The organism is Citrobacter sp. GW821-FHT02E08 (assembly GCF_059421685.1).
The window spans coordinates 1-24,520 of record NZ_JBWKVL010000013.1; the positions used below are offsets into that span (position 1 = coordinate 1).

The following is a 24,520-nucleotide window of genomic DNA, read 5'->3' on the forward strand; positions in this document are numbered from 1 at the left end:
GCCGGAGGAATATCGACAACACCATTATTTGGCTGGGATCTCAAAAAATGCATGGAACTAAAACGGGTCTATTTACAAAATGATGATATCAGCCCTTTTACCCGAAACCATGTGGCCTTCTGGCTCACAAATTATTTGTAACGGATGGAGTCGTGCTCTAAGCAGCTCCAGAAAAAAATTCCGACAGCTCTCTTCAGGCTTAGGCACTAAAATTTGACCATTGCCATTCTCATTCCAGAACTGTTTATAAATATCGGTATTTTCATAAGTAATTCGGTTAGCGATATCCCGCAAATGATCTAACAATAATGCATAAAGATCCATTACATTAGCTGGGGTCTGATTTTTCAGCGTATTCAACGCTTGCTTCCAGTTAGTGTGTTGAAACTGTGATTCCCGATACCGCACCTTCTGGTTACTTTGGGCGTGCAAGAGATAATCCCGGTAACTTGTACATTCTGGCAGTAATAATAAACGGTCAAATATTTCACCGGCATCATATGAGGAAAAAGAAGAAACGTCATCAATCAATCTTTTGATAAAATCAGCATACTCCCAATTGTTTGCTGAGTTAGAGTCGTTACTTGCAACGCGATCTGCATTAGGAAAATGAGTAGCAGAGACAGTGATGATCGCTTCCAATTGTGTTAGTGATAAACGCTGCTCACTACTCCCACGACCTCTTTTCGCCTTACCTGATAGTTGACGAATAAGCGCTATCATTTCCGGCGCGGATTTTGATTCAGATAAAAATAGATCCTGACGCTGGTCTGGAGCGAATAAATAAGTACATACCAGCCAAATTTGATAACTTGGCTTTTTAAGTTTTGAGGGTTGCGCTATCATCAACTCAGATAACTGCAACAACTCTGCATGACTCTCAGGATTCGCTAACAACCACCCCACCAGGTTTTGTAAATGGACAACATCATCAGGGTGCTCTTTAGCTAGTGTCATGATTAAAGGAACGGCATAGTCGATTGGAATGCAGGTATCATTTAACAGATAGTTAAGTGCACGGATATCTTGCAACTGATTATTAATGCAGAAATTGATAATGTGGTAATAGGTTTTGATGAAAAATGCTGTTTTGTTAAGTATCACATCCTTTTTCCACGGTAATGAATAATCACTTACAACATTATTTTCTTTGGTGAAAAGTGCTAATACCACATCCAGAGCCAATAGCGTGGTTAATAAATCTTCGTTCCATTGTATAACATCAGGATGTTTTTTAAATAATTCATCGCTTCCTGCAAGTACCGCATACCACCATCCGTAATACTCCCCCTTCAGCAAAGCACAATTCAACTCGTCAATTGTGGGCAGATCTGAACGATTTAAAATCGCTAAAAGACCGGATATTGCATCAGTGACGTTTTCAGCACCTAATATGTCTGCACAGCGCTGCACTGGCGTCAATTTGTCATCAACATCGCTGTATTTCGAATAGTAAATATAGGAAATATGTTTGAGCCAATTCAAATGTTGGCCCGATACAATTTCCTGCCGACATAACTCAAAACTCTGCCTATCTTCATAACGAGCCGCATTTCGTTCATTCTCAGACTCTATTTGGCTAAGATTATGTTTCACTCGCCAATCGTCAATCTCGCAGACAATGGAAGTCTCAAACACAGTAGTCAACTTTACATTTAAATGACAGTACGCGGAAAGAAATTCAAACGTCTCTTGGGATGGCTTGGTACATCTGTAAAGGACCGCAAATGTCATTCGATAAATACATTCAGTTTTATCTGAACTAGCTTCGGCATGGGATAAATAGTGGATAAATCGTGCCAGCAAAATCTCATCAGGAATAAGATAGAAGGTGCTTCCAGCAAAATCATGTAAGAACAAGTAAAGAGTATCATAGCGTGTAAATGAAAGAATGGCGGCGTCTATAATATCTTCATATTGCCAGCTACGATTTTTTATCTCCTGAACGATAGATTTCTGTACATCGTCATAACCGCGATAGTAGTGATTATGGGAGTAGCTATAGAACGTTTTTAGGCACAACCATATCTGAGATGCGCTGTAACCATTCTTCTCGCTGAGTATCTGCAATAATCCAGCTTCCAGAAAATGCACAATCTCATAATGATTTTTAGCTGAAGAACACCAGTCTTTACTATGAGCGGTGTGGTACCGATCGAGATGCTCAAAGATAGCGAGAAGATCAGCTGCCGGTACAATATTTTTCAGCTGCCATAATGCACCTATCGGTAATCGCTCATTGGTTATATTTAATGTATCAACCAGCAATTGTGCTATATCCTGCGGTACAAAGTAATCTTGATAGAGCAACTGAATAATATGGTTGCGCAACCGGATGCTGTCATGATTTTTGTCTTTTAATTCCGCAAAGAAACGTACCGAAAATTTCTGGCCAGACACTCCAAAATGGATTAATGCCGTTATTGCTTCCTCTTTTTCCGCATACGAGGAATCCTCCGATTTGGCAATATTAATTAAGTCATCGCTCAGTGTGACTATCGGTGTAGTTACCGATAAGGATTCCAAAACGATCATGCGCAGAGAAAAAGACGAATGAGGATCGCGGACTATCTGTCGCAACAGAGTTTCCATTTCTACTGTCGCGAAGCCATTCAGATATGAATTGAGACCGTGATTTCTAAACCAGGGATCACGTTCTGAAAGTTTTGATAGCGCCACCAGTAGATTTTGTTTTTGTGCTATCGGTAATGAAGCTGCATCGCCATAGGTCAGAACGCCGTAAGGATCGGCTTCAATGAATACCTGGGCGTATTGCGGTAAAAAAACCGCTAGCCATGCGTGTAAACCTCTCAATTCTGAAGACGGATACCCCTCAAATCCCAGCATACTTCTCAAACGTCCCATGGGTAGCCCTTTGTCAACGATCCCGGCTAACCATTTTGCCGCTAAATACTCAGCAATTGTCCTGTGACTGTACTCAACAGTCTCAAGCTCATCTCCGGCAGAAAAAATCCGCCTCGATAACGCCGCTCTAATTATTTCATGTGAGAAGAACGTGATGGTTCTGTAACTGGGGTATTCTAGTCGAATATCGTTCGGAAGCAGAGAAACCCCGGAAACATCACTCAATATGCGCAACGCGCAAATTGATCCAGCAGGATACTCTAGCTCCTCACAGGTATAAATTCCTGAAGTTAGCCGCGTATGCTCTTGGCTATGTTCAGTTAAAAGGAACTGTGTCGCAGAGTGGAAAAGTTCAGACCTTGTACGGGGCCAGTTTCCTTCTTTAACGGCTTCAGCCAGCATTATCAGATTTTGTGGGTTGTAAAGAAATTCGCTGGCGGCATGTTTTTCTGCTTCAGCCAGAAACGCTTCGGGGTGTTCTACACCATTAGCTTGTAGAATCGCAGTCTGCTCTTCTTTTGAGAGCGACTGCAAATGTAAAACAACATAGCCTCCCGTCTGCTCAAAATAGGGTAAAAATGCTGACAAGTCTGATTCGCCTAACCAATCCTGAGAGCGACAAGAAATTCTGACATTTTGTGGCGTTTGGGAAAAAAGCCTACGGACGATGTCATCTACAACGTCACTACTGTTACTGGCACTCCTCTTCTCATCTAATGCATCGATGAATAACGTTTTCTGATTATCAATAGCTACGCCACTTAAGAAGTGACGTACTGTCAGATATTTTGCCTCTTGAGATGCCGCAAACTGTTTGAAGAGGTGCGTTTTTCCAGCACCGGGATCACCAAGCAGAACAATGTTTGGAAAGTCAGAATAATCACTAAATACCACCGTTTGGGTACCTTTATCCTGTTGAGGATAGATTTGCCTGACTTGCCTGTTTAGCATTCTATAGGTTCCTGAGTATCTATTTTTGTTCTACCAAATCTGTATGGCAGGTTTTACTCCAAATTTACCATAGACTTTCAGCCGATACAGTAAACCATCTAACCCACCATGGTTGCTATGATGTCACGTTTTGGGTTACATGACAGGCTCATAGTGAGCAGTACTGGTAGCTAGGGCGTCGAGTGCTGATACCATTCATACATTGATGGAGTCCGGGATGACGCTGGCTCCGTTGCATGGGCTGCATGTCGCTCATAAGGGACAACCATACTCAAATCTCCCACAATGCAGGAGATTTGAGTATGAACACGTCACCGTGGAACAAAGACCGTATCATCGGCCAAAAAAGACCACTTCAGATATCTCATATCTGGGGTATCCGAATCCGGCTGGAACTTTTAGATAACCAATGGGACAAGAGAAGCTGTTGCTGCATTGATAATGCTTGCCAATTTGCGTAGTAAAGACTTCTTGTTTCGGTCTCGAGTCGGAACTAACCGGCACATATCAACCAGGCAATACAACCGAATACTTCATGGGTGGGGAGAGAAGCCTGGTCTCGAAGATTCGCTTTACAGCACACATTCCATAAGAAGAACAAAACCTTACCTAATCTACAAGAAAACCAAGAATCTCCGGGTGAACCAACATCTGTTGGGCCATAAGAAACGGGAAAGCACAGTCCGTTATCTGGGCATTGAAGTCGATGATGCGTTAGAGATCTCTGAATCGATCGAAGTTTAAGGTTATCAGGGTGAAGTGATTCAGTGAATCGGATCTTACGCAAAGCGATCTCCTCAGGGAACATAATCAGTATGTCGGAAGATCTCTAAAAGTGAATGGCGCGGATTTCAGGAATACTTACAACTACACATTGAACGTCAAGAACTTTTCAACTGATGACAGTGCAAACGTCATCCGACATGCGGTTCCGCAGCCAGATCCCGCGCACCACGCGGGCTAGAGCCTCTCGGTGGCTTCCAACACCTCTGGGTGACATATAAAAGTGCGTACGCGCTTTACTGAATCTTCCGATAAAATCTATCGTCATCGAACAAACCAAACTCGCTCTGATGAGGTTCGGCAGCTGTCATTTCGTGACAGAACCCCCGGTGCGACGCAGCCACAAGAACAAGAAGGCGATCGGCATGACCCCAATGGTTCGTATTGCGGCCCTGACCAACTACCTGGAGGAGGCCCGCTACCTGATCAACGAAGTGCACCTCGAACGGGTTTTGCGCTACATGGAGAACCTGCGCTACTCGCTCAGCCGAATTGCCTGCCTGGCTATGGGATGCCCAGTTCGTACCGTAATAACTTCATAAAATGCGATCATGGCAAAGTGAAACGGATAATCGGCGTCACGCTGGGATTCAAGTCCATGAAGAGAGCTTACGGCACAATCAAAGGTATTGAGGTGATGCATGCACTATGCAGAGGCCAGATCTCGCCGTTTTCTTATGGTAATCCCCTGGGCGAGATGTCTGGTAAGCAGAGTCTTTGAAATATAAGGCTTTCAATCACACATAGGTCTACCTCATTGTAAAATTTGCAACAATGCCGCTGGTTCATCAACCAGTACGGCATGTCGCTGGCCGCCTGGAGACGGGAGTATACGGGGGCGGGAATCAGAGTGAGGTTTCGCTGGGGCGGGCTTTTTTAGGCCGGAGAGAATGTCAATTACCAATCGCCAAAATTGCAGAGGTGCGAGACAGAATGCTTGTGATGGGCATGCAGTTATTGTGACGCCAGAGCAATGGAATGCAATCCGGACAGGGTAAATGCGATTTTGCGGGATTTCAAATGCGATTAGCTACATTCAGGCAGGAGAAAAACCATGCAAGAGAAAAACGACACTTTGCACTTCAAGAAGCATCTGCCTGAATTGACCATCGCCGTGGCGACGGCTCTGTTCTCGGTGTCTGCACTGGCATTCGACTTCAATTTCGACAACCCGGATCTGAACGTCCACTGGAACAACACCGTAAGGCTCAATTTGGGTAAGCGAATAGGCGGGCAAGATCAGGCTATCACGCACAGCCCCAACAGCAACGATGGAGATCTAAACTTCGGCAAGGGGGCTATGGTTACCGAGCGCCTTAATCTATTAAGCGAACTCCAGTTGGATTACCAAAAGAAGACGGGGTTTCGCGTCAGCGGTTCGGCCTGGTACGACCCGGCCTACAGCAATCCAGAGAGTAATAATAATACTCCGAACACTTTGGTGGACGGTAAGCCGACTGCCGGCGCTCTCAGCCCGTACACTAAACGCTTTGCGGAAGGCCCATCTGGCCAGTTGCTGGAAGCTTACGCCTATCATACTTTCGAGTTCGGCCAGCAGAAACTCAATCTCAGTGTGGGTAAAAGCCTGCAGTCATGGGGGAATAGCTTGTTTGCTCCGCTGCATGGAATCAACTACGGCCAGTTTCCGATTGATCTCGGAATGATGTTTGGTTCACCACTCAGCGAGCGTACTGAAATATTTCTCCCACGTAACCAGGTGACTGCTGATTACGTGGTCTCCTCCACCTGGTCGTTCGGCGCAGAATATTTCCTTGACTGGCAGCACGCACGCTTTCCTGAGTCCGGTTCGTACATGGGCATGTATGACCTTGCGTTAGACGGCGGTGAAACCGTATATCTGCCCAACGGTAATCTCGCTACGCATGGCGATGATGTGACACCAAATAAGGTCGGAGACTTTGGTTTGAATGTGAAGTGGAGCCCTGGCTGGCTCGGAGGTACGATGGGGCTGTTCTTCCGCCGCACCGCAGATCAGTTGCCGGATACGGTAGTGTTCAACCAGAAAACCAATCAATACGCCATTACCTATGCGGGCGATATCGACATCTACGGCTTTAGCCTGTCCAAAGACATTGCCGGAGTGAAAGTCGGTCTGGATTTGAGCTACCGCCGAAACATGCCTCTGAATAGCCAGCAAGTCCTCACGGTGTCGCCAGTTAAAGCAGGCACGCCTGGTTTCATCGGCGCGATGCCACAGGATGGTCAAACCGGTGGGGCGATTGGCAAGACCTTTCATACCGTGTTGAACGGGGTGAATGGAATCGGAAATACGCCTTTCTTCGATAGCGCTACGGTAGTGGCCGAACTGGCTTGGGACCGCTTACTATCGGTGACCGAGGGATATGCGCAATATCGTGGTAATCCTGCGTACACCGGCATCGATAAGTCTACTCGTGATTTCTTTAGTTTGAACCTGAACTTTATGCCAACCTGGGACCAGGTGTTCCCTGGGATTGACCTGGCAATGCCATTGACATATGCAGTCGGCCTCAAAGGCGAATCTGCCGTCCCACTAGGGGGCAATGCGCACACGGGCAATTATTCTATTGGTCTTAGCGCGATGGTGCAGTCCAGGTATCAGATTGAATTGAAATACACCGATTTCTTCGGCCCATTCGTGACGACACCGAGCGGGACGATCTCCTCGTATGCTGGCCTGACGAGCTTACTTAGTGATCGTGAGACCCTGTGGCTAACCTCCAGGATCAAGTTCTAAACGACACACTTGACTCAAGCTGACGTATTTATCCTGCCGCATCCATTCTCGCGCGGCCTTCGGAGCTTCGCCCATATTTTTGGCGGCGGTTATGCGGCAGGGTATTACGCCTATCTCTGGACGCAAATGCTGGCAGATGATGGCTATCAGTGGTTTGTCGAGCATTGCGGATTACCGCGTGAAAATGGCCAGCGCTTTCGGGAGGTGATTTTGTCACGGGGCAACAGTACGGATTTGGAACAGCTCTGTTCGGCGTGGCGAGGGCAGGAACCGCGAATTGATTCGATGCTGCTTCATCGCGGGTTAAGTCAGTCGTTCTTATTCTGCATGATCGGGGTAATACCCGATCATGAATCCTGGTGGTTCCACAAACATATTATTGTTGATATGAATTTCGCAAATATCGAGTAATTGAATAGTGAATACTTTGCGCGAAAATTGAGCTATTCATTTTTATATTTATCCCTTCATTAATTCGGACTGTCGCGCAAATAGCCAGAAAGATGACGGATATTACCTGGAATTTTTATTACTGGTTTAGGATTATCTACTTTTTTTGTTTAGCTTTTGTTTAAAATCATAGTGTTGTGAATGACCGCATTCTATGGTTGGGTTTCTATGATTAAATTGACAAAAATATGCTTTTCTATCGCTAGACTCTATAACATCAGGGATGTATGAGTGGGGAGGAACGATGATTAGAAAAACCGCCGAAATAGATGTAATTTTACTGAGTCTGAATCAATCTATTGATGCCCACTATAAGTGGCTGGTCAAAATGTTTCGCTGCGTGGCTTCATCTGATATAACTCAGCCAGAAATTACGCATGTTGACTCACATTGTTTGTGCGAGTTTGGGAAATGGTTGAATAATCATCCAGCACGTGACACCGATGAGACGGGATATCTCTATCAGATAAATGCAGCACATACCAAAATGCATGCCAGTGGCCGTGTTTTGCTATTGGCGATTGTCGAAAAAAGATGGCTGCCAGAACATTTTGAGCAATTTCAGGACGCATTGTTAGCGTTCACTGCCGCAGTGACAGACTACAAAATATACTTGCTTAATATCCGGAGCAATATGGATATATTGACGGGATTACCGGGGCGACGTGTTCTGGATGAGTCTTTTGACCGCCAGCTTATTGATGCCAGCCCCTCTAATTTATATCTGTTTTTATTGGATATCGATCGCTTCAAGTCCGTTAATGACACTTATGGTCATCTGGTTGGCGATGTTGTGTTACGGACACTGGCGTCGAATCTCTCAGCGTGGACCCGGCATGACGAAACGGCGTACCGCTACGGTGGTGAAGAATTCATTATCATCATCAGAGCACAGACCGACGATATGGCGTGTCAGGCTGGAATGCGTATCTGCCACTTAATCGCCGAAAACAGCATTCACTACCCTAGTGGTGAGATTAACATCACTGTGACTGGAGGGGTAACCCGGGCGCAACCTGGGGAACCTCTGGATGTGGTGCTGGGGCGCTCGGACCGGGCGATGTATGAGGGTAAGCAGACGGGCAGAAATCGCTGCATGTTTATGGATTAGCAGCAAAAAATTACCCGGATTATCCGTCGTGAACCCGTTTACCCGGCATTTACAAAACAGGCTGTTGGCTGACTTAGTTCCGTATTGTTTAACCTTCATTGAGATTGTCAGTGATAAGGTGTATGCGATCCGTTGTCTTCGCAGGGAATTGCCAGATAACGCACAAAGCAAAATACAAATCTATCCATGCAAGCATTGACCGCTGGTTTATCCGGCGGTTTTTTTTGCCCGTTATCCAGGTAAAAAAATGGCCCCTTGTGCAGTGATGCAACAAGGGGCCATGTCGGCGTAGCGTTATCTCCGTTCATCAGTCATCCCATTTGTGGCTGAAGTACGCGGCCAGAAATCCGGAAAATAAAATTATTCCCAGTACCGCCATAAAAACGTTCATATTACCCAGCATATGATGTCTCCTGTTTTGGTGTGTTTCCTCGTCTACCTTTATTGCATCTCGTTGACATTAATCTTATCAGCATGAACCTAAACAAAAGATGAATTAGGTGATTATTTCAAATTCAGCGTAAATTTTTTGACTGTACGATGGCGCGAAATATGAAAAAGAGTAACCAAAATGGCGATGCTGGGAGAATTAAGGTGGGTATTAATCAGGCATTCTTTATCAGGAATGATGGCGACATGACCGTGCAAGCACGACGCCTGCACGGTGGTTGATGATTTAACAGGTTGCTGGCTGCTGCCAGGGTTTAACACGCATGCCTTTAAGCATCATCACCCATGCCAGACCAATGGCGACAATCAGTACCGCAAACAGCGACCAGGCGGGAAGCGTGGTTAAAATAATGCCACTGGCTAACGGGTTAAATGCCGCGCCCAGCCAGCCAAGCGACTGTGCAGAGAAGTAGCTCGCTTTCATGCCCGCAGGGGCAATATTGTCGATCAACATATATTCCCCCGGTGCGTAGATCACTTCACCGAGGGTAAAGACGGCGGCAGAAACGCCCCACAGGATCAGGTTGTTTCCGGAGAACATAAAACCCACCAGCCCAATAATGAAGCACAGAGTGCCTGCTGCCATCAGCGGGCGGATATTCGCGGCACTGAGCCTGCGCCCGAGGGCATATTGCAGGCTGACCACCATGGCGGCGTTCACCGGTAACACCACGGCGACAACTTTCTCGGCAAAATCACCGTCAGCGACGACCATCACATACTGGGAGATACAGGATGAAAACGCGCCGCCCACGAACGAAGCGAGAAACGCGGAGAGGGTAAACCAGAGCAATGCTTTATCGCGCAGCAGCACCGACGGCGACCACACTGCGGTGTTCATGCTATCGACAGGGGGCATTGACCGTGTAACCCATGTCTGAATAAACACCAGCGGGAAGGCCGAACAGACGGCCGCCAGCCAGAAAGGCAGGTTAATGCTTTGCATCACCAGCAGAGTGCCGAGCGGCGGCCCAACGGTCCAGCCGATGTTGAGCACGGTATAATTGAGCGAAAAAATTTTGGTTTTCGCGGTAGCAGAGAGGTTATCGGCAAACCAGGCTTTCAGTACGGTGGCAAAAACGGAATAGGCGCAGTTGATCAGCGCAAACAGCAGTACCACCAGGGTGACGCTATGCACCAGCGGGATCGCGATAAACCCGAAGGCAAACGCGCAAATCGCCACCAGCATGTAGCGTTTTTTATCGAATTTATCCGCCAGAATGCCGAAACCAAGACTGAAGATCACGCCGATGGTTAGCGCCACCGTCATGGCATAGCCAATCAGGTCGACACTCAGCGCATACTGGCGATTCAGATAAATGGTCATGAACGGTAGCGTGGCGCCACGACCAATGGTCAGCAATAGCGATGAGGCGAGTAATGCAAGGGTTGACCGTCTCAGAGTGGTGTTCATTTTCCTGCCTGACAATGCGTGTTGTTTTGTTTTTGTTAACTGTCAGAAAGGAATAGCACGGCAAAATTGTGATGTATACCTTATAAGTTGTCCGAAAGTGCCTCGTACGGCCTACCTGAATTAATGATCTGTTGCAGGAGAACGATTTCCGCTAAGTTAACTTGTTTACAAAAATTTAATAATTGCAGAGGTCATGGGATGTCGCGTAAAGACGGGCTGTTGGCTTTACTGGTCGTGGTGGTGTGGGGGCTGAATTTTGTCGTCATCAAAGTGGGATTGCACAATATGCCGCCACTGATGCTGGCGGGATTACGCTTCCTGCTGGTGGCGTTCCCGGCGATTTTCTTTGTTGCCCGCCCCAAAGTCCCGCTCAAGCTTCTGCTGGGTTACGGTCTGACGATAAGCTTTGGGCAGTTTGCTTTTCTGTTTTGCGCCATCAACTTCGGTATGCCCGCCGGACTGGCGTCGCTTGTATTACAGGCACAGGCCTTTTTCACCATTGTTCTGGGGGCGTTTGCGTTTGGCGAGCGTTTGCAGGGCAAACAGCTGGCGGGCATTGCGCTGGCGATTTTTGGCGTGCTGGTGCTGATTGAAGCCAGCTTCAATGGGCAACATGTGGCGATGACCGGGTTTATGCTCACCCTGGCTGCTGCGCTCAGTTGGGCGTGCGGGAATATCTTTAATAAAAAGATCATGCAGCATGCGCAGCGCCCGGCTGTCATGTCGCTGGTGGTCTGGAGCGCGTTGATCCCGATTATTCCGTTTTTCCTCGCCTCGCTGTTTCTGGACGGCTCCGATCGCATGATGCAAAGCCTGGTCAGCCTTGATACCACGACGGTGTTATCGCTGGTCTACCTTGCCTTTGTTGCCACCATTGTCGGGTACGGGATTTGGGGCACGCTGTTGGGGCGTTATGAAACCTGGCGTGTGGCGCCGTTATCCCTGTTAGTTCCGGTGGTTGGGTTGGCCAGTGCCGCTGTGCTGCTGGATGAAACGTTGACCGGACTACAATTATTGGGCGCGGTGCTGATTATGGCGGGGCTGTATATCAATGTGTTCGGTTTTCGTTTACGCAAACCGGCACCGGCAAGAGGATAAAAAAAGCCCCGCAGTGACGGGGCAAAACGAATTAGAGGTCATACCGATTGTAATAGGGTACGCCTAACTCGTCGGACTTATCGCTGCCAGCCCCCATATGATTGAAATCGAAAGGGGATTGATCGTGCGCAGTGGGTATGATCATCACATCGCGATTCGTTTGTGTTGTGGGCTGGGCAGTTTGTTCCGCAACACTCTGGCCGGAGACCACAAGCAACAGAGCCAGCATTGCAGAAGACAAAAATTTCATGATTTCCTCGATTACGTCGTTAACAGGCGATTATCAATGACACTGATTGAGTGGCAGCAAATACCGGGATTCGCCGTGCATATTGGTGATGCGGAACTTATGCGGCGGCACATCAAAGTAGTTTTTGAACGTCCGGGTCAGCGTTTGCTGCGACTCAAAGCCGTAACGCTCAGCCAGGTACAAAATTGGCTCGTTACTTTCTTTTAATTTCTGGGCTATCTCGGTCATTTTGCGGCTGCGGATGTATTGACCTAATGAATGGCCGGTTTCTTTTTTAAACATCCGTTGCAGGTGCCATTTGGAGTAACCTGAACGCTCTGACACCTTTTCCAGTGAGAGCGGCGATTCCAGGTTATCTTCGATCCAGTCCAAAATGCTATGAATAGTGATAGCGTCAGTGTTGCGTCTGGACATCGTCATACCTCTTTCTGTTTACGGCAGGATTTTCTTGAGTAAATACTCAAGTGTTGCCACTTCATCCGCCGTTAAGTTTTTTGTTAGTTCCTGGTGCAGGTCTTGTCCTACTAATTGATGACATTGCTCACAAATTGTCGCGCCGTGTTCGGTGAGTTTCACCAGCACGCCGCGTTTATCGTTGGGATTTGGCAGTCTTTCGATCCAGCCTTTACAGACCAGGCGGTCAAGCATGCGCGTCAATGCGCCGAGATCAACAGACAGCACTTTCTTAAGTTCAACCGGGGTAATGCACTCCGCGCAACGGATGGAACACAACACCTTAAACTGCGAGGCGGTGATATCCAGCGGTGACAGATAGTCGTTTAGCAAACGATCTTTTTTCTGATTTACCATGTAGATCAAGCGGCCAAGTGGAATGATTTCATTGAAAAGGTCACTGGTGCTTTTCACGATGGTTGCCCCGGCAAGTAGTTAGTCACGGCAGATACTATTGCCCAGGCAAGTATAAGTCAAATGAATGAATAGTGTGATGACACGATTTGCTAAAACGGTTCATGACGCTGATGGTTTAGCTTTTAATAACTTAATGATAATTACAGTTTATAGATGAGATGGGAAAATGAATGCTTACATCGCTGAAATGGCGGTCAGCGCTCATTTGAACTTATACTTGCCGCTAACTGAAGAGCGACTGGAGAAGAGATTACCAATGATAGAATTGTTTAAAGCGATAGGGCTGGGTCTGGTTGTTCTGCTGCCGCTCGCTAACCCACTGACGACCGTGGCGCTGTTCCTCGGACTTGCCGGGAATATGAACAGCGCAGAGCGTAATCATCAGTCGATGATGGCGTCGATTTATGTGTTCGCGATTATGATGGTGGCGTATTACGCCGGTCAGTTAGTCATGAATACGTTTGGCATTTCGATTCCCGGGCTGCGGATTGCCGGGGGATTAATTGTCGCCTTTATCGGTTTCAGAATGCTCTTTCCACAGCAGAAAGCGCACGAGTCGCCGGAAGCGAAAAGCAAATCTGAAGAGATGGAAGACGAACCGTCGGCCAATATTGCCTTCGTGCCACTGGCCATGCCAAGTACGGCGGGTCCAGGTACGATTGCTATGATCATCAGTTCGGCCTCAACCGTGCGTGATGGTTCCGATTTTCCTGGCTGGGTGATTGCTGTCGCACCGCCGCTGATCTTTGCCATTGTGGGGCTCATTCTGTGGGGTAGCCTGCGCAGTTCCGGGGCTATTATGCGTCTGGTCGGCAAAGGGGGAATTGAAGCAATTTCGCGCTTGATGGGCTTCCTGCTGGTCTGTATGGGCGTACAGTTTATCATTAACGGTATTCTGGAAATTATTAAAACCTATCATTAACGTCTACGGCCCGGCGCAAAAACGTCGGGCCTTTTCGTTCCTGTCACTGCGGTTGTGGCTGTTCCTCCAGCGAGACAGGCCAGCGGCGAAAAATTATCACTGACCAGACTAACGCGATAACCGCCGGAACGGCACCGACATAGCCGATGGCAGACATCGACCAGTGTAAACTCACCTGATTACCCACCAGCGCGCCCGCACCAATACCGATATTAAAGATGCCGGAGAACAAGGCCATCGCGACATCGGTGGCATCCGGCGCCAGCGCCAGCACTTTCACCTGCATACCCAGACCTATAACCATGATGGCAATCCCCCAGAAGATGCTCAATATTGCCAGGTGTGTTTCGCTGTCGGCGGCAGAGCGCAGAAGGAGCAGACACCCCACCAGCAGGACAATGGCAAAGGTAATGAGTGAGGAGGCATGCCGATTGCCCAACTTACCAAACACCACGCTGCCGACGATCCCGGCACCGCCGAGAATGAGCAACAGCACGGTGGCAAAGTTGGCGCTCAACCCGGCCACGGTTTGCACAAACGGCTCGATATAGCTGTACGCCGTGTAATGGGCGGTCACCACAATCACCGTCAACAGATAAAGACTCATCAGCGCAGGGCGGCGAAACAGTAACGGCAGGCTTTTCAGCGAACCGGAATGCTCGCTGGGCAAGGTGGGCAGGAGCTTGAACAGACACACGAGCGTGACCAGCGCGCCCATGCCGATAGCCAGGAAAGTCGTACGCCAGCCAAAATATTGCCCAACAATGCGCCCTATAGGGATCCCGAGCACCATTGCCAGTGCGGTTCCGGTGGCGATCAGACTCAATGCCTGTGCACGTTTACCGGCAGGGGCCAGGCGGATGGCGAGTGAGGCGGTGATCGACCAGAAAATGGCGTGCGCAAAGGCGATGCCGATACGGCTGATGAGCAGAACGGTAAAATTCCACGCCAGAAATGAGAGCACATGGCTGGCAATAAACAGCACAAACAAACAGATCAGCAGTTTGCGTCGTTCCACCTGGCTTGTCAGTAGCATAAAGGGAAGTGACATCAGCGCCACAACCCAGGCGTAGATAGTCAGCATAATGCCGACCTGTGCCGTCTGCATATGAAAGCTTTGCGCAATATCAGAGAGTAAGCCGACGGGGACAAACTCGGTGGTATTGAAGATAAAAGCCGCAATAGCAAGCGTAACGACCCGTAGCCACGCGACTTTACGGGAAACAATGCGTGTTGACATAAAAAGTAATGGGGCTTATTGCGAAAGGGTTAGATCAGGATCTTAAAACGTTTTCTGGCGAAAACACAATCACTTTGTGATTAGTGTCACGTTTTTTAGTCGCTAAAAAAGTGACACCACTTCTGAACGCTCCGTGTACGCATTGCTGGTGGTGACGTTGTCACAAATTGACTTGCTCTCTGTGCCGCGCACACCCGCGATACGCTAATACTATGAGCGCGTTTGAGGAGGCAGCAGTTCCATAAAGGCTTCAAGTTGTCGGGTCATTGCGCCGCGTCGCCAAACCAGCCAGGTATTCAGCCAGCGCCACTCCTCAGTTAACGGCCAGGCGTCGACCTGATGGTGTCCGGGCATACTTTCTAACATCGTGCGAGGAATCAACGCGATGCCCGCACCGGCGATAACGCATGCCAGCATCCCATGATAGGACTCCATTTCGTGAATCGTACCCGGTGTGGCGCGATCGGCATGAAACCAGCTTTCAAAATGACGGCGGTACGAGCAGTTCGCGCGAAACGCGTAAATATTACTGCCGTTAACATCACTGGCACGGTGCACGGCGCGGTGACCGCACGGGGTGACAATCATCATCTCTTCACGGTAGACAGGCATCCCTTCAAGACCGGGGTGGGTAATGGGGCCATCCACAAAGGCGGCATTCAGTTTACCCTCCAGTACGCCCTCCAGCATGGTGCCGGAAGGTCCGGTGGATAAGGCAAATTGGATCTTAGGATAACGCTGGTTATATTCGGCGAGCGTGGCGGGAATGCGCACGGCCGCCGTACTTTCCAGCGCGCCGAGGGAGAACAGTCCTTGCGGTTCATCACCGGCAACCACCATCCGCGCTTCATCGACCAATGCCAGGATCTGCTGGCTATAACGCAAAAAGTTATGGCCTGCCGGAGAAAGCCTCAGACGCTGATTCTCGCGAATAAACAGATCCACCCCGAGATCGGCTTCAAGCTGGCGAATGCGTGTCGTGAGGTTAGAGGGGACACGATGCACTTTCGCGGCGGCCTGGGTAATGCTGCCCGTCTGGGCGACAGCATTGAACATTTCCAGTTGCGTCAGATCCATGGCTTTCTCTATTTGTGAATGGTGTGGTTAATATTATTCAATTTTCAGAAAGAGTAAACGGGGTCATGATATCGCCATCCCCTGTGATAAAGAGAGAAACCTATGAACCCGACATCAGCGACACATGCCATTTCAGTGGACCCGGCAACGGGAGCGCATTTGACGGCTATGCCCTGGAGTAGCGACAGCGAAATTGAGCAGGCCCTCACTCTGGCCGCCAGTGGTTTTGCCGCATGGAAGCGCACGACGGTCGCGCACCGGGCGCAGAAACTGCGCAATGTCGGGCAGGCATTGCGACTGCGGGCTGAAGAGATGGCGCAATGCATTACGCGTGAGATGGGGAAACCGATCGCCCAGGCGCGCGGCGAAGTGGCAAAATCCGCCAGCCTGTGCGACTGGTATGCGGAACACGGTCCTGCAATGCTTAAACCTGAGCCGACGCTGGTGGAAAATCAGCAAGCGGTGATTGAGTATCGCCCGCTGGGAACCATTCTGGCGGTGATGCCGTGGAACTTTCCGCTCTGGCAGGTGCTGCGTGGGGCGATCCCCATCCTGCTGGCGGGTAATGGCTATCTCTTAAAGCATGCCCCGAACGTGACGGGATGTGCAGGGCTGATTGCCGATATTTTTGCTGACGCGGGGATACCTGAAGGTGTTTACGGCTGGCTCAACGCCAGCAATGCGGGCGTCAGCCAGATGATTAATGATCCGCGTATTGCGGCGGTCACAGTCACCGGCAGCGTTCGCGCTGGCGCTGCTATTGGCGCTCAGGCAGGGGCGGCGCTGAAAAAGTGCGTGCTGGAACTGGGCGGTTCGGATCCGTTTATTGTGTTGAACGATGCCGACCTGGACCTGGCGGTGAAAGCGGCCGTTGCTGGCCGTTATCAGAATACCGGACAGGTTTGTGCTGCCGCGAAACGTTTTATTGTCGAAGAAGGCATTGCCCGCGGGTTTACCGAACGCTTCGTCGCCGCGGCGGCGGCCTTGAAAATGGGTAACCCGTTTGACGAGGAAAACAATCTCGGACCGATGGCGCGTTTTGATTTGCGTGATGAACTCCATCAACAGGTGATGGCGTCGGTCGCAGAAGGTGCGCGTTTATTGCTGGGCGGGGAAAAAATCGCCGGGGAAGGCAACTACTATCCGGCAACGGTTTTGGGTGATGTGACGCCTGAAATGACGGCATTTCGCCAGGAGCTGTTTGGTCCGGTGGCGGCAATCACGGTGGCGAAGAGTGCCGGGCATGCCTTACAACTTGCCAATGACAGTGATTTCGGTCTGTCGGCGACGATTTTCACCGCCGATGAAACGCGCGCCCAGGAAATGGCCAGCCAGCTGGAATGCGGCGGCGTGTTTATCAATGGCTATAGCGCCAGCGATGCGCGGGTGGCATTTGGCGGGGTGAAGAAAAGCGGTTTTGGCCGTGAGCTTTCCCATTTTGGTTTGCATGAGTTTTGTAACGTCCAGACGGTCTGGAAAAACCGCGTCTGATGCATGAAGCGCCTCGTCAGGAGGCGCAAATGTCTCTCCCGGCCTGACGTCGCATATTCAGCTCTGTTATACTCGCAGACCTATTCAGACCTGCGGGCAAGGAGCATAGTGTGGCCAGGGCCATGGACAATTCAGTATTAGAGACCATTCTGGCGCAGGTTCGCCCGTTAATTGGTCAGGGAAAAGTTGCCGACTATATTCCTGCGTTAGCCACCGTCGATGGATCAAAACTGGGTATCGCCATTTGTACCGTTGATGGACAACTCTATCAGGCCGGTGATTCGCAGGAACGCTTTTCCATTCAGTCTATTTCGAAGGTGCTGAGTCTGGCAGTGGCTATGCGTCACTACCAGGAAGATGAGATCTGGCAGCGGGTGGGAAAAGATCCTTCGGGTTCTCCCTTCAATTCGCTGGTGCAGCTGGAGATGGAGCAGGGCATTCCACGCAATCCTTTTATCAACGCCGGTGCGTTGGTTATCTGCGACATGCTACAAGGACGGCTGAGCGCCCCGCGTCAGCGTATGCTTGAGGTGGTGCGCGTACTGAGCGGCGTTCCTGATATTGTCTATGATTCTACCGTGGCCCGTTCGGAGTTCGAGCATTCGGCGCGTAATGCGGCGATTGCCTGGCTGATGAAATCATTCGGTAATTTTCAGCATGATGTCACCACGGTTTTGCAGAATTATTTCCACTATTGCGCGCTGAAAATGAATTGCGTTGAACTGGCCCGCACGTTTGTTTTTCTGGCGAACCAGGGACACGCTTTTCATCTTAATGACCCGGTGGTGACGCCGATGCAGGCCAGACAAATCAACGCGCTGATGGCAACCAGCGGAATGTATCAGAACTCTGGGGAGTTTGCCTGGCGAGTCGGGCTGCCCGCGAAATCGGGCGTTGGCGGCGGCATTGTTGCGATTGTGCCGCATGAAATGGCGATCGCCGTCTGGAGTCCTGAGCTGGATACCGCCGGAAACTCCCTGGCAGGTATCGCCGTACTTGAACAGCTGACTCAACAATTAGGACGCTCAGTCTACTGATGAACGTGCCAGACACTCTGTTTACCCGGCTATCTCGTTCCACATTTCGTTCCCGGTTTCATCTTGGCGCGAAAGAGAGACAGTATTGCTGGGATAAAGGGGCGCAGGTCATCGATCAACATGCGGCAGACTTTGTGGCGAAACGACTGGCCCCGGCGATGCCTGCCAATGATGGCAAGCAAACGCCCATGCGCGGTCATCCCGTTTTTATTGCTCAGCATGCCACGGCAACCTGTTGTCGCGGCTGTCTGGAAAAATGGCACCAAATCCCTCAGGGGCAACCGCTCAGCGAGGAGCAGCAACAGTATGTTGTGGCGGTGATTCATCATTGGTTAGTTATCCAGATGAATCAGTCATAACAAAATAAACGATTCCCGGTGGGGCGGTAATAACCACAAAATAACTCGTGAAAATATTGTGGTTTAAATAGTTACAATTCCTCTATTTTACAATATAACGTGATGCGCCCCTGCGTGGGTGAGTCATTTTTGCAAATAAAGCATGCTATGCTTAATTAGATTACTCCGTTATGTCGAAATAATTGCCAGTGGCAATTATATGGATAGATATTTAATGCACGCACTCGTTACCTCCTCATTTCGTCTGTTTCAAGAAAATAATCCGTTACGTAATGCTTTCGCCATTTTTATGGTCACCACGCTATTTTATTTTATTGGCGCGCAATTGCGTCTCGTTGAGGCGTTGTCTCTGTTTTGGCCTCTCAATGGCGTGATGGCAGGGGTGTTTGCCCGTTATGTCTGGCTGAACCGTCTTCATTACTATGCCGTTTGTTATGTCGCCATGCTGGCGTATGATGCGATAACGACTGATTGGGGACGGGTGTCGCTAATCATTAATTTATCTAATATGGCCTTTATTATTACCTTTGCTCAACTGATATTGTGGGATAAACGACGGGGTAACAATACGTACGAACCAATAAATGCCTTGCGTCTGTTCAATTATTGTCTGTTTGCCGCTTTGCTGTGTGCGTTAATAGGCGCGACAGGATCGACTGGCATTGACAGTCAATCATTCTGGCCGCTGTTTGCCGATTGGTTTAGCGAACAATTCTCTACTGGCGTATTGATTATACCCTGTATGCTGACGCTCTCTTTGCCAGGGACATTTACACGGTTTAAACCGGAACAGATAATGCCGGTTGTGGCGTTAATAGTCTCTGTGGCGGCCTCGGTGATCATTGGTGGAGCAGGGAGCCTGGCCTTTCCGCTGCCCGCGCTTATCTGGTGTGCGGTGCGTTATCCTACGCAGGTTACCTGTCTGTTGACCTTTATGACCGGGGCGGTTGAGATAATCCTGGTTGCTAATTCGATTATCAATATCTCTGTGGCTTCACCGCTTTCGGCGCCGCACATGTTCTCAGCACGACTGGGGATTGCCACGATGGCGATTTGCCCGGTGATGGTTGCGGTCAGCGTTTCGGCAATCAATTCGCTGATAAAACAAGTCTCTTTACGGGCCGATTTCGACTATTTGACGCGGGTATATTCCCGTTCCGGTTTATTTGAAGCACTTAAAAAACAGGAACAACAGAAACCACAGCACGTGACGGTAATGCTGCTGGATATCGATTATTTCAAACAGATTAATGACAATTTCGGCCATGAGTGCGGCGATCAGGTGTTAAGCACCTTTGCTCGCCACGTGCAAAAAATTGTCGGCGACAAAGGACTGGTGGCCCGAATGGGCGGTGAAGAGTTTGCTGTAGTTGCCTCTTCTGTGGATAGCAATGAGGGAATACAACTGGCGGAAAAAATCCGTAAAGCGGTTGAGTTACAGCCTTTTAGCTGGCAGCAGAAAACCCTTTATCTGACCGTGAGTATCGGTTTGGGTAGCGGAAGAACCGAATCACACGCTTTAGCTGATCTGTTTAATACCCTTATCGTTGAAGCCGACGAATGTTTATATCGCTCGAAAAAAGAGGGGCGTAACCGAACCAGCGCCAGGTTCGACAATGCAGAAATTGTGCCCGGTAATGAGGCGGTGTAAGTGAAACATAACACAATCCTATGGTTGCCGCGCTTGTAGAGAATAAAGGATCAGTGCAGGGTAGTGCAGTCAATCAAGGAGACTCTATGGCTGCCACTCATTCGTACTTTATCCTCGATGCTGAGCGTATCCGCAACAGAATCAATGAACTGAGCGATGTGCTTGAGGATTGCGTCAATCAAGGCGCGTCCGTCAGTTTTGTATTGCCCTTTGGTCGTGAAAAATCCCTGCCTTTCTGGACGAACGTCGCGCAAGGGGTTGCTGGTGGCGAGCGCATTGTCCTGGCGGCTGAAAATGCCGCGGGGGTGATCGTCGGTACGGTACAACTCTTGCTTGATCAACCTGAAAATCAACCGCACCGTGCCGACGTGGCCAAGCTGTTGGTTCACTCATCCGCGCGCCGGGGTGGTGTCGCCAGGCGTTTAATGGAGATGCTGGAAAACTGCGCAAAGCAAAATCAGAAATCGTTGCTGGTGCTGGATACCGCAACGGGAAGTAACGCAGAGTTGTTCTACCAAAATTGTGGCTGGCTGAAAGCGGGGGAGATACCCGATTACGCGCAGATGCCAGACGGAAAGCTGACTAGCACCACGGTTTTCTACAAATACCTGTGATTTGTGTTTGAGAGTTGATCAAAACAGGGGTTCATTGTATTAAAGTTTGCTAACCTGTTCTACCAATTTAATCAGGTTGTATGACTAATCCAAAAGGGAACCCATAGTGAAAACTCTAAACCGTCGCGATTTTCCTGGCGCCCATTATCCTGAGCGTATCATTCAGTTTGGCGAGGGGAACTTCCTGCGTGCCTTTGTTGACTGGCAAGTTGATCTGCTGAACGAGCATACCGATTTGAATGCCGGTGTGGTGATTGTCCGTCCCATCGAAAGCACATTCCCTCCGTCACTCAGTACGCAAGACGGTCTCTACACCACCATCATTCGCGGTTTGAACGAAAATGGCGAAGCGGTCAGCGATGCCCGCCTGATCCGCTCAGTGAACCGTGAAATCAGCGTGTATGGCGAATATGATGAGTTCCTGAAACTGGCGCATAACCCTGACATCCGCTTTGTTTTCTCCAACACGACAGAAGCCGGGATCAGCTACCACGCAGGTGATAAATTCGAAGACGCACCTGCAGTCAGTTATCCGGCGAAACTGACCCGACTGCTGTTTGAGCGCTACACGCACTTTGCCGGGGCGGCTGATAAAGGCTGGATAATCATTCCTTGCGAGCTGATTGACTATAATGGCGATGCGTTACGAGAGCTGGTTCAACGCTACGCAAAAGAGTGGGCGCTTCCTGAGGCATTCTTGCTGTGGTTGGATCAGGCAAACGCCTTCTGCTCGACGCTGGTGGACCGCATTGTGACCGGTTACCCGCGTGATGAAGTGGCGCAACTTGAAGAATCGCTGGGTTACCACGATGCGTTTCTCGACACCGCCGAACATTTCTACCTGTTTGTGATCCAGGGGCCGAAGTCACTGGCGTCTGAGTTACGTCTTGATAAATACCCGCTGAATGTACTGATCGTTGATGACATTAAGCCTTACAAAGAGCGTAAGGTTGCCATTCTGAATGGCGCGCATACTGCACTGGTTCCGGTGGCATTCCAGGCCGGTCTGGATACCGTTGGCGAAGCGATGAACGACGCTGAGATCTGTGCTTTTGTTGAAAAAGCCATTTATGAAGAAATTATCCCGGTACTCGATCTTCCCCGTGATGAGCTGATTTCTTTTGCCAGTGCGGTGACAGGGCGTTTCCGTAATCCGTACATCAAGCATCAGCTCCTTTCTATCGCGCTGAACGGAATGACGAAATTCCGCACCCGAATTTTACCTCAGTTACTGGCTGGGCAGCAGCAGACCGAAGGAACATTACCCGCGCGTCTGACGTTTGCGCTGGCCGCGCTGATTGCGTTTTATCGCGCAGAACGTAACGGGGAGTCTTATCCGGTTCAGGACGATGCGCACTGGATCGAACGCTACCAGCAACTGTGGAATCAGCATCGCGACGGTGCGATCAGCACGCATGAGCTGGTCAATACCGTGCTGGCGGTGGAAGAACACTGGGAACAGGACCTGACTCAGGTTTCCGGTCTGGTCGATCAGGTCAGTGCCTGCCTGGATGCCATCCTGACGAAAGGGATGCGCGACGCGGTGAAACCACTGTGCTAATTGCGGCTCTCTGAAAGGTTAACCCGGTTGCGGCCGGGTTTTTTAATAAAACATCATTAGTTACAACATACAATGATGTTTTATTTTACTCAGCCGGTTTGCAGCACCTGCGCTGAAAGTGTCTGACAGCAAGAAAAGGGGCTGGCTCTCTTTTTAGAGAAACTTGCAACATTGATCGCGATCACGTTTAATGTCCCCGCTTTCCCATTTTCCGAAGATAATCATGATTGTTCGACCTCAACAGCACTGGCTCCGCCAGATTTTCGTCTGGCACGGCTCGGTTTTATCCAAGATCTTCTCCCGACTGCTACTGAATTTCATACTCTCTATCGCGGTTATCATCATGCTGCCGTGGTATACGATGCTGGGTATCAAATTTACCCTTGCGCCTTTCAGTATTCTCGGTGTCGCCATCGCCATATTTTTGGGTTTTCGCAACAATGCCTGCTATGCGCGTTACGTGGAGGCCCGGCATTTGTGGGGGCAATTGATGATTGCTTCCCGCTCGTTACTGCGTGAAGTGAAAACCACGTTGCCAGACGATCGTGAATTAGGGCAGTTTGTCCGTTTGCAGATCGCCTTTGCACACTGTTTACGCATGACGTTACGCCGACAGCCGCAGGCAGAGCCGCTGGCGAAATACCTCAGTACCGAGGATCTTCAGCGCGTTTTTGCTTCCCATTCACCGGCAAACCGCATTTTATTGTTGATGGGGGAGTGGCTGGCGGTTCGTCGGCGGGAAGGGCAACTGTCTGATATATTATTTCACAGTTTAAACAATAGGTTAAACGATATGTCGGCGGTGCTGGCAGGCTGCGAACGCATCGCGAATACGCCCATTCCTTTTGCGTACACGCTCATTTTGCATCGCACAGTGTATCTGTTTTGTATTATGTTGCCCTTCGCGCTGGTGATGGATTTGCACTATATGACGCCGTTTATTTCAGTGCTGATTTCCTATACGTTTATTTCGCTCGATACGCTGGCTGAAGAACTTGAAGATCCGTTTGGTACTGAAAATAACGATCTGCCGCTGGATGCCATCTGCAATGCCATCGAAATTGATTTGTTGCAGATGAACGATGAGGCAACTATCCCGGTCAAACACATCCCCGACCGGCATTATCAGCTGACGTAAATTCCGCATCGACAGCATCATCAAAACAGCCGGTTAAGAGAGCAATGGTGGGCGCATCATCAATCGCGCCTATCGAGCTTCCGCAACGGGAGCAAAAAGCTCTGCTGGAGAATTCAGATGAGCGCCACGTCGCCGGTTTACCGCCTTTTCCTGTCCATTGGACATCCTGAGTATCAAATTCTAACCATCTGACGCTGTGCGCTCCCGTGTGCTTTTGACAGAGCGTGCATGAGCAGGTGTGAGGATTTCTGGGCGAGCGGGCACTAATACGGATAAAACCGCAGAGGCAGCCGCCGGTGTACACTTTCGTCATCGCCCATCTCCTGAAATTTGTGTCTCAAAACACTATCAGATGATCTGTCAGGCAACCAGTCTTCAGTGGAAAAAAGGCGAGGAGCGTTCAAACATACTGATTGCTAACAACATTCATCGGCATTTTGGGGGCGTTCGG

General features: G+C 49.5%; 22 protein-coding genes and 3 pseudogenes. 15 read left to right on the plus strand and 10 right to left on the minus strand.

Annotation, left to right across the window (positions count from 1 at the left end):
• Positions 1-72: 72 nt before the first annotated feature.
• The gene (gene eruA, locus AC07UY_RS16035; protein WP_494701547.1) at positions 73-3,816 is read right to left on the minus strand and encodes an NACHT domain-containing antiphage protein EruA; all 3,744 of its coding nucleotides are present in this window, start codon (positions 3,814-3,816) and stop codon (positions 73-75) included.
• Positions 3,817-4,118: 302 nt separating this feature from the next.
• On the opposite strand from eruA, the pseudogene AC07UY_RS16040 reads away from it, so the two are divergent.
• From AC07UY_RS16040 to AC07UY_RS16065, 6 genes and pseudogenes are all read left to right on the plus strand, one after another.
• A pseudogene (locus AC07UY_RS16040) lies at positions 4,119-4,560 on the plus strand (tyrosine-type recombinase/integrase).
• A 404-nt stretch (positions 4,561-4,964) separates the two neighbouring features.
• A complete protein-coding gene (locus tag AC07UY_RS16045) occupies positions 4,965-5,141 on the plus strand; it encodes a hypothetical protein (protein ID WP_494701548.1) in 177 nt (58 codons plus the stop codon).
• Positions 5,123-5,327, plus strand: a pseudogene (locus AC07UY_RS16050) (DDE-type integrase/transposase/recombinase); the annotation flags it as partial. The gene AC07UY_RS16045 and the pseudogene AC07UY_RS16050, both read left to right, overlap by 19 nt.
• A gap of 326 nt (positions 5,328-5,653) precedes the next feature.
• On the plus strand, positions 5,654-7,336 hold the full coding sequence (locus AC07UY_RS16055) for a DUF1302 domain-containing protein (RefSeq protein WP_494701549.1): 1,683 nt from the start codon (positions 5,654-5,656) through the stop codon (positions 7,334-7,336).
• A 66-nt stretch (positions 7,337-7,402) separates the two neighbouring features.
• A pseudogene (locus AC07UY_RS16060) lies at positions 7,403-7,648 on the plus strand (M3 family metallopeptidase); the annotation flags it as partial.
• 382 nt (positions 7,649-8,030) lie between these two features.
• Entirely contained in the window at positions 8,031-8,897 is an 867-nt protein-coding gene (locus AC07UY_RS16065) for a diguanylate cyclase (RefSeq protein ID WP_494701550.1), read from the plus strand.
• Between the two features lie 107 nt (positions 8,898-9,004).
• Here AC07UY_RS16065 and AC07UY_RS16070 read toward each other — a convergent pair whose 3' ends face one another.
• The 3 genes from AC07UY_RS16070 to ydeE all read right to left on the minus strand — a co-directional run bounded on the left by AC07UY_RS16070 (position 9,005) and on the right by ydeE (position 10,761).
• Entirely contained in the window at positions 9,005-9,205 is a 201-nt protein-coding gene (locus tag AC07UY_RS16070) for a hypothetical protein (protein ID WP_494660187.1), read from the minus strand.
• Positions 9,205-9,300, minus strand: a complete 96-nt coding sequence (gene mgtS, locus AC07UY_RS16075; RefSeq protein ID WP_000901367.1) for a protein MgtS — start codon at positions 9,298-9,300, stop codon at positions 9,205-9,207. Before mgtS ends, AC07UY_RS16070 begins: the two co-directional genes overlap by 1 nt.
• 273 nt (positions 9,301-9,573) lie before the next feature.
• Positions 9,574-10,761, minus strand: a complete 1,188-nt coding sequence (ydeE, locus tag AC07UY_RS16080) for an efflux MFS transporter YdeE (protein ID WP_494701551.1) — start codon at positions 10,759-10,761, stop codon at positions 9,574-9,576.
• A gap of 198 nt (positions 10,762-10,959) precedes the next feature.
• Here ydeE and eamA point away from each other — a divergent pair, with 198 nt between their 5' ends.
• Complete coding sequence (eamA, locus tag AC07UY_RS16085) at positions 10,960-11,859, plus strand: O-acetylserine/cysteine exporter (RefSeq protein ID WP_494701552.1); 900 nt, start codon at positions 10,960-10,962, stop codon at positions 11,857-11,859.
• A gap of 31 nt (positions 11,860-11,890) precedes the next feature.
• On the opposite strand, the gene marB is transcribed toward eamA, so the two are convergent.
• Genes marB through marR form a run of 3 tightly spaced genes read right to left on the minus strand, consistent with a single transcriptional unit; the run spans position 11,891 to position 12,976 of the window.
• A complete protein-coding gene (gene marB, locus AC07UY_RS16090) occupies positions 11,891-12,109 on the minus strand; it encodes a multiple antibiotic resistance protein MarB (protein ID WP_203357878.1) in 219 nt (72 codons plus the stop codon).
• 33 nt (positions 12,110-12,142) lie between these two features.
• Complete coding sequence (gene marA / locus AC07UY_RS16095; protein ID WP_192612173.1) at positions 12,143-12,523, minus strand: MDR efflux pump AcrAB transcriptional activator MarA; 381 nt, start codon at positions 12,521-12,523, stop codon at positions 12,143-12,145.
• Between the two features lie 18 nt (positions 12,524-12,541).
• Entirely contained in the window at positions 12,542-12,976 is a 435-nt protein-coding gene (marR, locus tag AC07UY_RS16100; protein WP_203357877.1) for a multiple antibiotic resistance transcriptional regulator MarR, read from the minus strand.
• 259 nt (positions 12,977-13,235) lie between these two features.
• On the opposite strand from marR, the gene AC07UY_RS16105 reads away from it, so the two are divergent.
• On the plus strand, positions 13,236-13,901 hold the full coding sequence (locus tag AC07UY_RS16105) for a MarC family NAAT transporter (protein ID WP_192612175.1): 666 nt from the start codon (positions 13,236-13,238) through the stop codon (positions 13,899-13,901).
• A gap of 43 nt (positions 13,902-13,944) precedes the next feature.
• Here the strand turns inward: AC07UY_RS16105 and AC07UY_RS16110 are convergent, their stop codons facing one another.
• The gene (locus AC07UY_RS16110; RefSeq protein ID WP_494701553.1) at positions 13,945-15,141 is read right to left on the minus strand and encodes a sugar transporter; all 1,197 of its coding nucleotides are present in this window, start codon (positions 15,139-15,141) and stop codon (positions 13,945-13,947) included.
• Positions 15,142-15,351: 210 nt separating this feature from the next.
• Positions 15,352-16,218, minus strand: a complete 867-nt coding sequence (gene ptrR / locus AC07UY_RS16115; protein WP_494701554.1) for a putrescine utilization regulator PtrR — start codon at positions 16,216-16,218, stop codon at positions 15,352-15,354.
• Positions 16,219-16,320: 102 nt separating this feature from the next.
• Here ptrR and sad point away from each other — a divergent pair, with 102 nt between their 5' ends.
• The 7 genes from sad (at position 16,321) to AC07UY_RS16150 (ending at position 24,069) form a co-directional block, all read left to right on the plus strand.
• Positions 16,321-17,709, plus strand: coding sequence for a succinate-semialdehyde dehydrogenase (gene sad / locus AC07UY_RS16120; RefSeq protein ID WP_494660182.1), 1,389 nt, complete (start codon positions 16,321-16,323; stop codon positions 17,707-17,709).
• A gap of 110 nt (positions 17,710-17,819) precedes the next feature.
• The gene (gene glsB / locus AC07UY_RS16125; protein ID WP_203357873.1) at positions 17,820-18,746 is read left to right on the plus strand and encodes a glutaminase B; all 927 of its coding nucleotides are present in this window, start codon (positions 17,820-17,822) and stop codon (positions 18,744-18,746) included.
• Entirely contained in the window at positions 18,746-19,105 is a 360-nt protein-coding gene (locus tag AC07UY_RS16130) for a DUF4186 domain-containing protein (protein ID WP_494660181.1), read from the plus strand. The genes glsB and AC07UY_RS16130 overlap by 1 nt, the downstream gene beginning before the upstream one ends.
• 214 nt (positions 19,106-19,319) lie before the next feature.
• The gene (locus tag AC07UY_RS16135) at positions 19,320-20,756 is read left to right on the plus strand and encodes a sensor domain-containing diguanylate cyclase (protein WP_494701555.1); all 1,437 of its coding nucleotides are present in this window, start codon (positions 19,320-19,322) and stop codon (positions 20,754-20,756) included.
• An 86-nt stretch (positions 20,757-20,842) separates the two neighbouring features.
• Complete coding sequence (locus AC07UY_RS16140; protein ID WP_494701556.1) at positions 20,843-21,370, plus strand: GNAT family N-acetyltransferase; 528 nt, start codon at positions 20,843-20,845, stop codon at positions 21,368-21,370.
• A gap of 106 nt (positions 21,371-21,476) precedes the next feature.
• On the plus strand, positions 21,477-22,931 hold the full coding sequence (locus AC07UY_RS16145; RefSeq protein WP_494660179.1) for a tagaturonate reductase: 1,455 nt from the start codon (positions 21,477-21,479) through the stop codon (positions 22,929-22,931).
• Positions 22,932-23,154: 223 nt separating this feature from the next.
• Positions 23,155-24,069 (plus strand): bestrophin family protein, encoded by a 915-nt coding sequence (locus tag AC07UY_RS16150; RefSeq protein WP_304521073.1) that lies wholly within the window; start codon positions 23,155-23,157, stop codon positions 24,067-24,069.
• Here the strand turns inward: AC07UY_RS16150 and AC07UY_RS16155 are convergent.
• The gene (locus tag AC07UY_RS16155; protein ID WP_494660178.1) at positions 24,032-24,382 is read right to left on the minus strand and encodes a GFA family protein; all 351 of its coding nucleotides are present in this window, start codon (positions 24,380-24,382) and stop codon (positions 24,032-24,034) included. The two genes, AC07UY_RS16150 and AC07UY_RS16155, sit on opposite strands and share 38 nt — an antisense overlap.
• Positions 24,383-24,520 lie beyond the last annotated feature (138 nt).

What these genes read in the sequence shown, in the direction of transcription:
- eruA (WP_494701547.1), bottom strand. Translation starts at nt 3,816, where the DNA reads ATGCTAAACAGGCAAGTCAGGCAAATCTATCCTCAACAGGATAAAGGT.
- AC07UY_RS16045 (WP_494701548.1), top strand. Translation starts at nt 4,965, where the DNA reads ATGACCCCAATGGTTCGTATTGCGGCCCTGACCAACTACCTGGAGGAG.
- AC07UY_RS16055 (WP_494701549.1), top strand. Translation starts at nt 5,654, where the DNA reads ATGCAAGAGAAAAACGACACTTTGCACTTCAAGAAGCATCTGCCTGAA.
- AC07UY_RS16065 (WP_494701550.1), top strand. Translation starts at nt 8,031, where the DNA reads ATGATTAGAAAAACCGCCGAAATAGATGTAATTTTACTGAGTCTGAAT.
- AC07UY_RS16070 (WP_494660187.1), bottom strand. Translation starts at nt 9,205, where the DNA reads ATGAACGGAGATAACGCTACGCCGACATGGCCCCTTGTTGCATCACTG.
- mgtS (WP_000901367.1), bottom strand. Translation starts at nt 9,300, where the DNA reads ATGCTGGGTAATATGAACGTTTTTATGGCGGTACTGGGAATAATTTTA.
- ydeE (WP_494701551.1), bottom strand. Translation starts at nt 10,761, where the DNA reads ATGAACACCACTCTGAGACGGTCAACCCTTGCATTACTCGCCTCATCG.
- eamA (WP_494701552.1), top strand. Translation starts at nt 10,960, where the DNA reads ATGTCGCGTAAAGACGGGCTGTTGGCTTTACTGGTCGTGGTGGTGTGG.
- marB (WP_203357878.1), bottom strand. Translation starts at nt 12,109, where the DNA reads ATGAAATTTTTGTCTTCTGCAATGCTGGCTCTGTTGCTTGTGGTCTCC.
- marA (WP_192612173.1), bottom strand. Translation starts at nt 12,523, where the DNA reads ATGTCCAGACGCAACACTGACGCTATCACTATTCATAGCATTTTGGAC.
- AC07UY_RS16105 (WP_192612175.1), top strand. Translation starts at nt 13,236, where the DNA reads ATGATAGAATTGTTTAAAGCGATAGGGCTGGGTCTGGTTGTTCTGCTG.
- AC07UY_RS16110 (WP_494701553.1), bottom strand. Translation starts at nt 15,141, where the DNA reads ATGTCAACACGCATTGTTTCCCGTAAAGTCGCGTGGCTACGGGTCGTT.
- ptrR (WP_494701554.1), bottom strand. Translation starts at nt 16,218, where the DNA reads ATGGATCTGACGCAACTGGAAATGTTCAATGCTGTCGCCCAGACGGGC.
- sad (WP_494660182.1), top strand. Translation starts at nt 16,321, where the DNA reads ATGAACCCGACATCAGCGACACATGCCATTTCAGTGGACCCGGCAACG.
- AC07UY_RS16130 (WP_494660181.1), top strand. Translation starts at nt 18,746, where the DNA reads ATGAACGTGCCAGACACTCTGTTTACCCGGCTATCTCGTTCCACATTT.
- AC07UY_RS16135 (WP_494701555.1), top strand. Translation starts at nt 19,320, where the DNA reads ATGCACGCACTCGTTACCTCCTCATTTCGTCTGTTTCAAGAAAATAAT.
- AC07UY_RS16140 (WP_494701556.1), top strand. Translation starts at nt 20,843, where the DNA reads ATGGCTGCCACTCATTCGTACTTTATCCTCGATGCTGAGCGTATCCGC.
- AC07UY_RS16150 (WP_304521073.1), top strand. Translation starts at nt 23,155, where the DNA reads ATGATTGTTCGACCTCAACAGCACTGGCTCCGCCAGATTTTCGTCTGG.
- AC07UY_RS16155 (WP_494660178.1), bottom strand. Translation starts at nt 24,382, where the DNA reads ATGACGAAAGTGTACACCGGCGGCTGCCTCTGCGGTTTTATCCGTATT.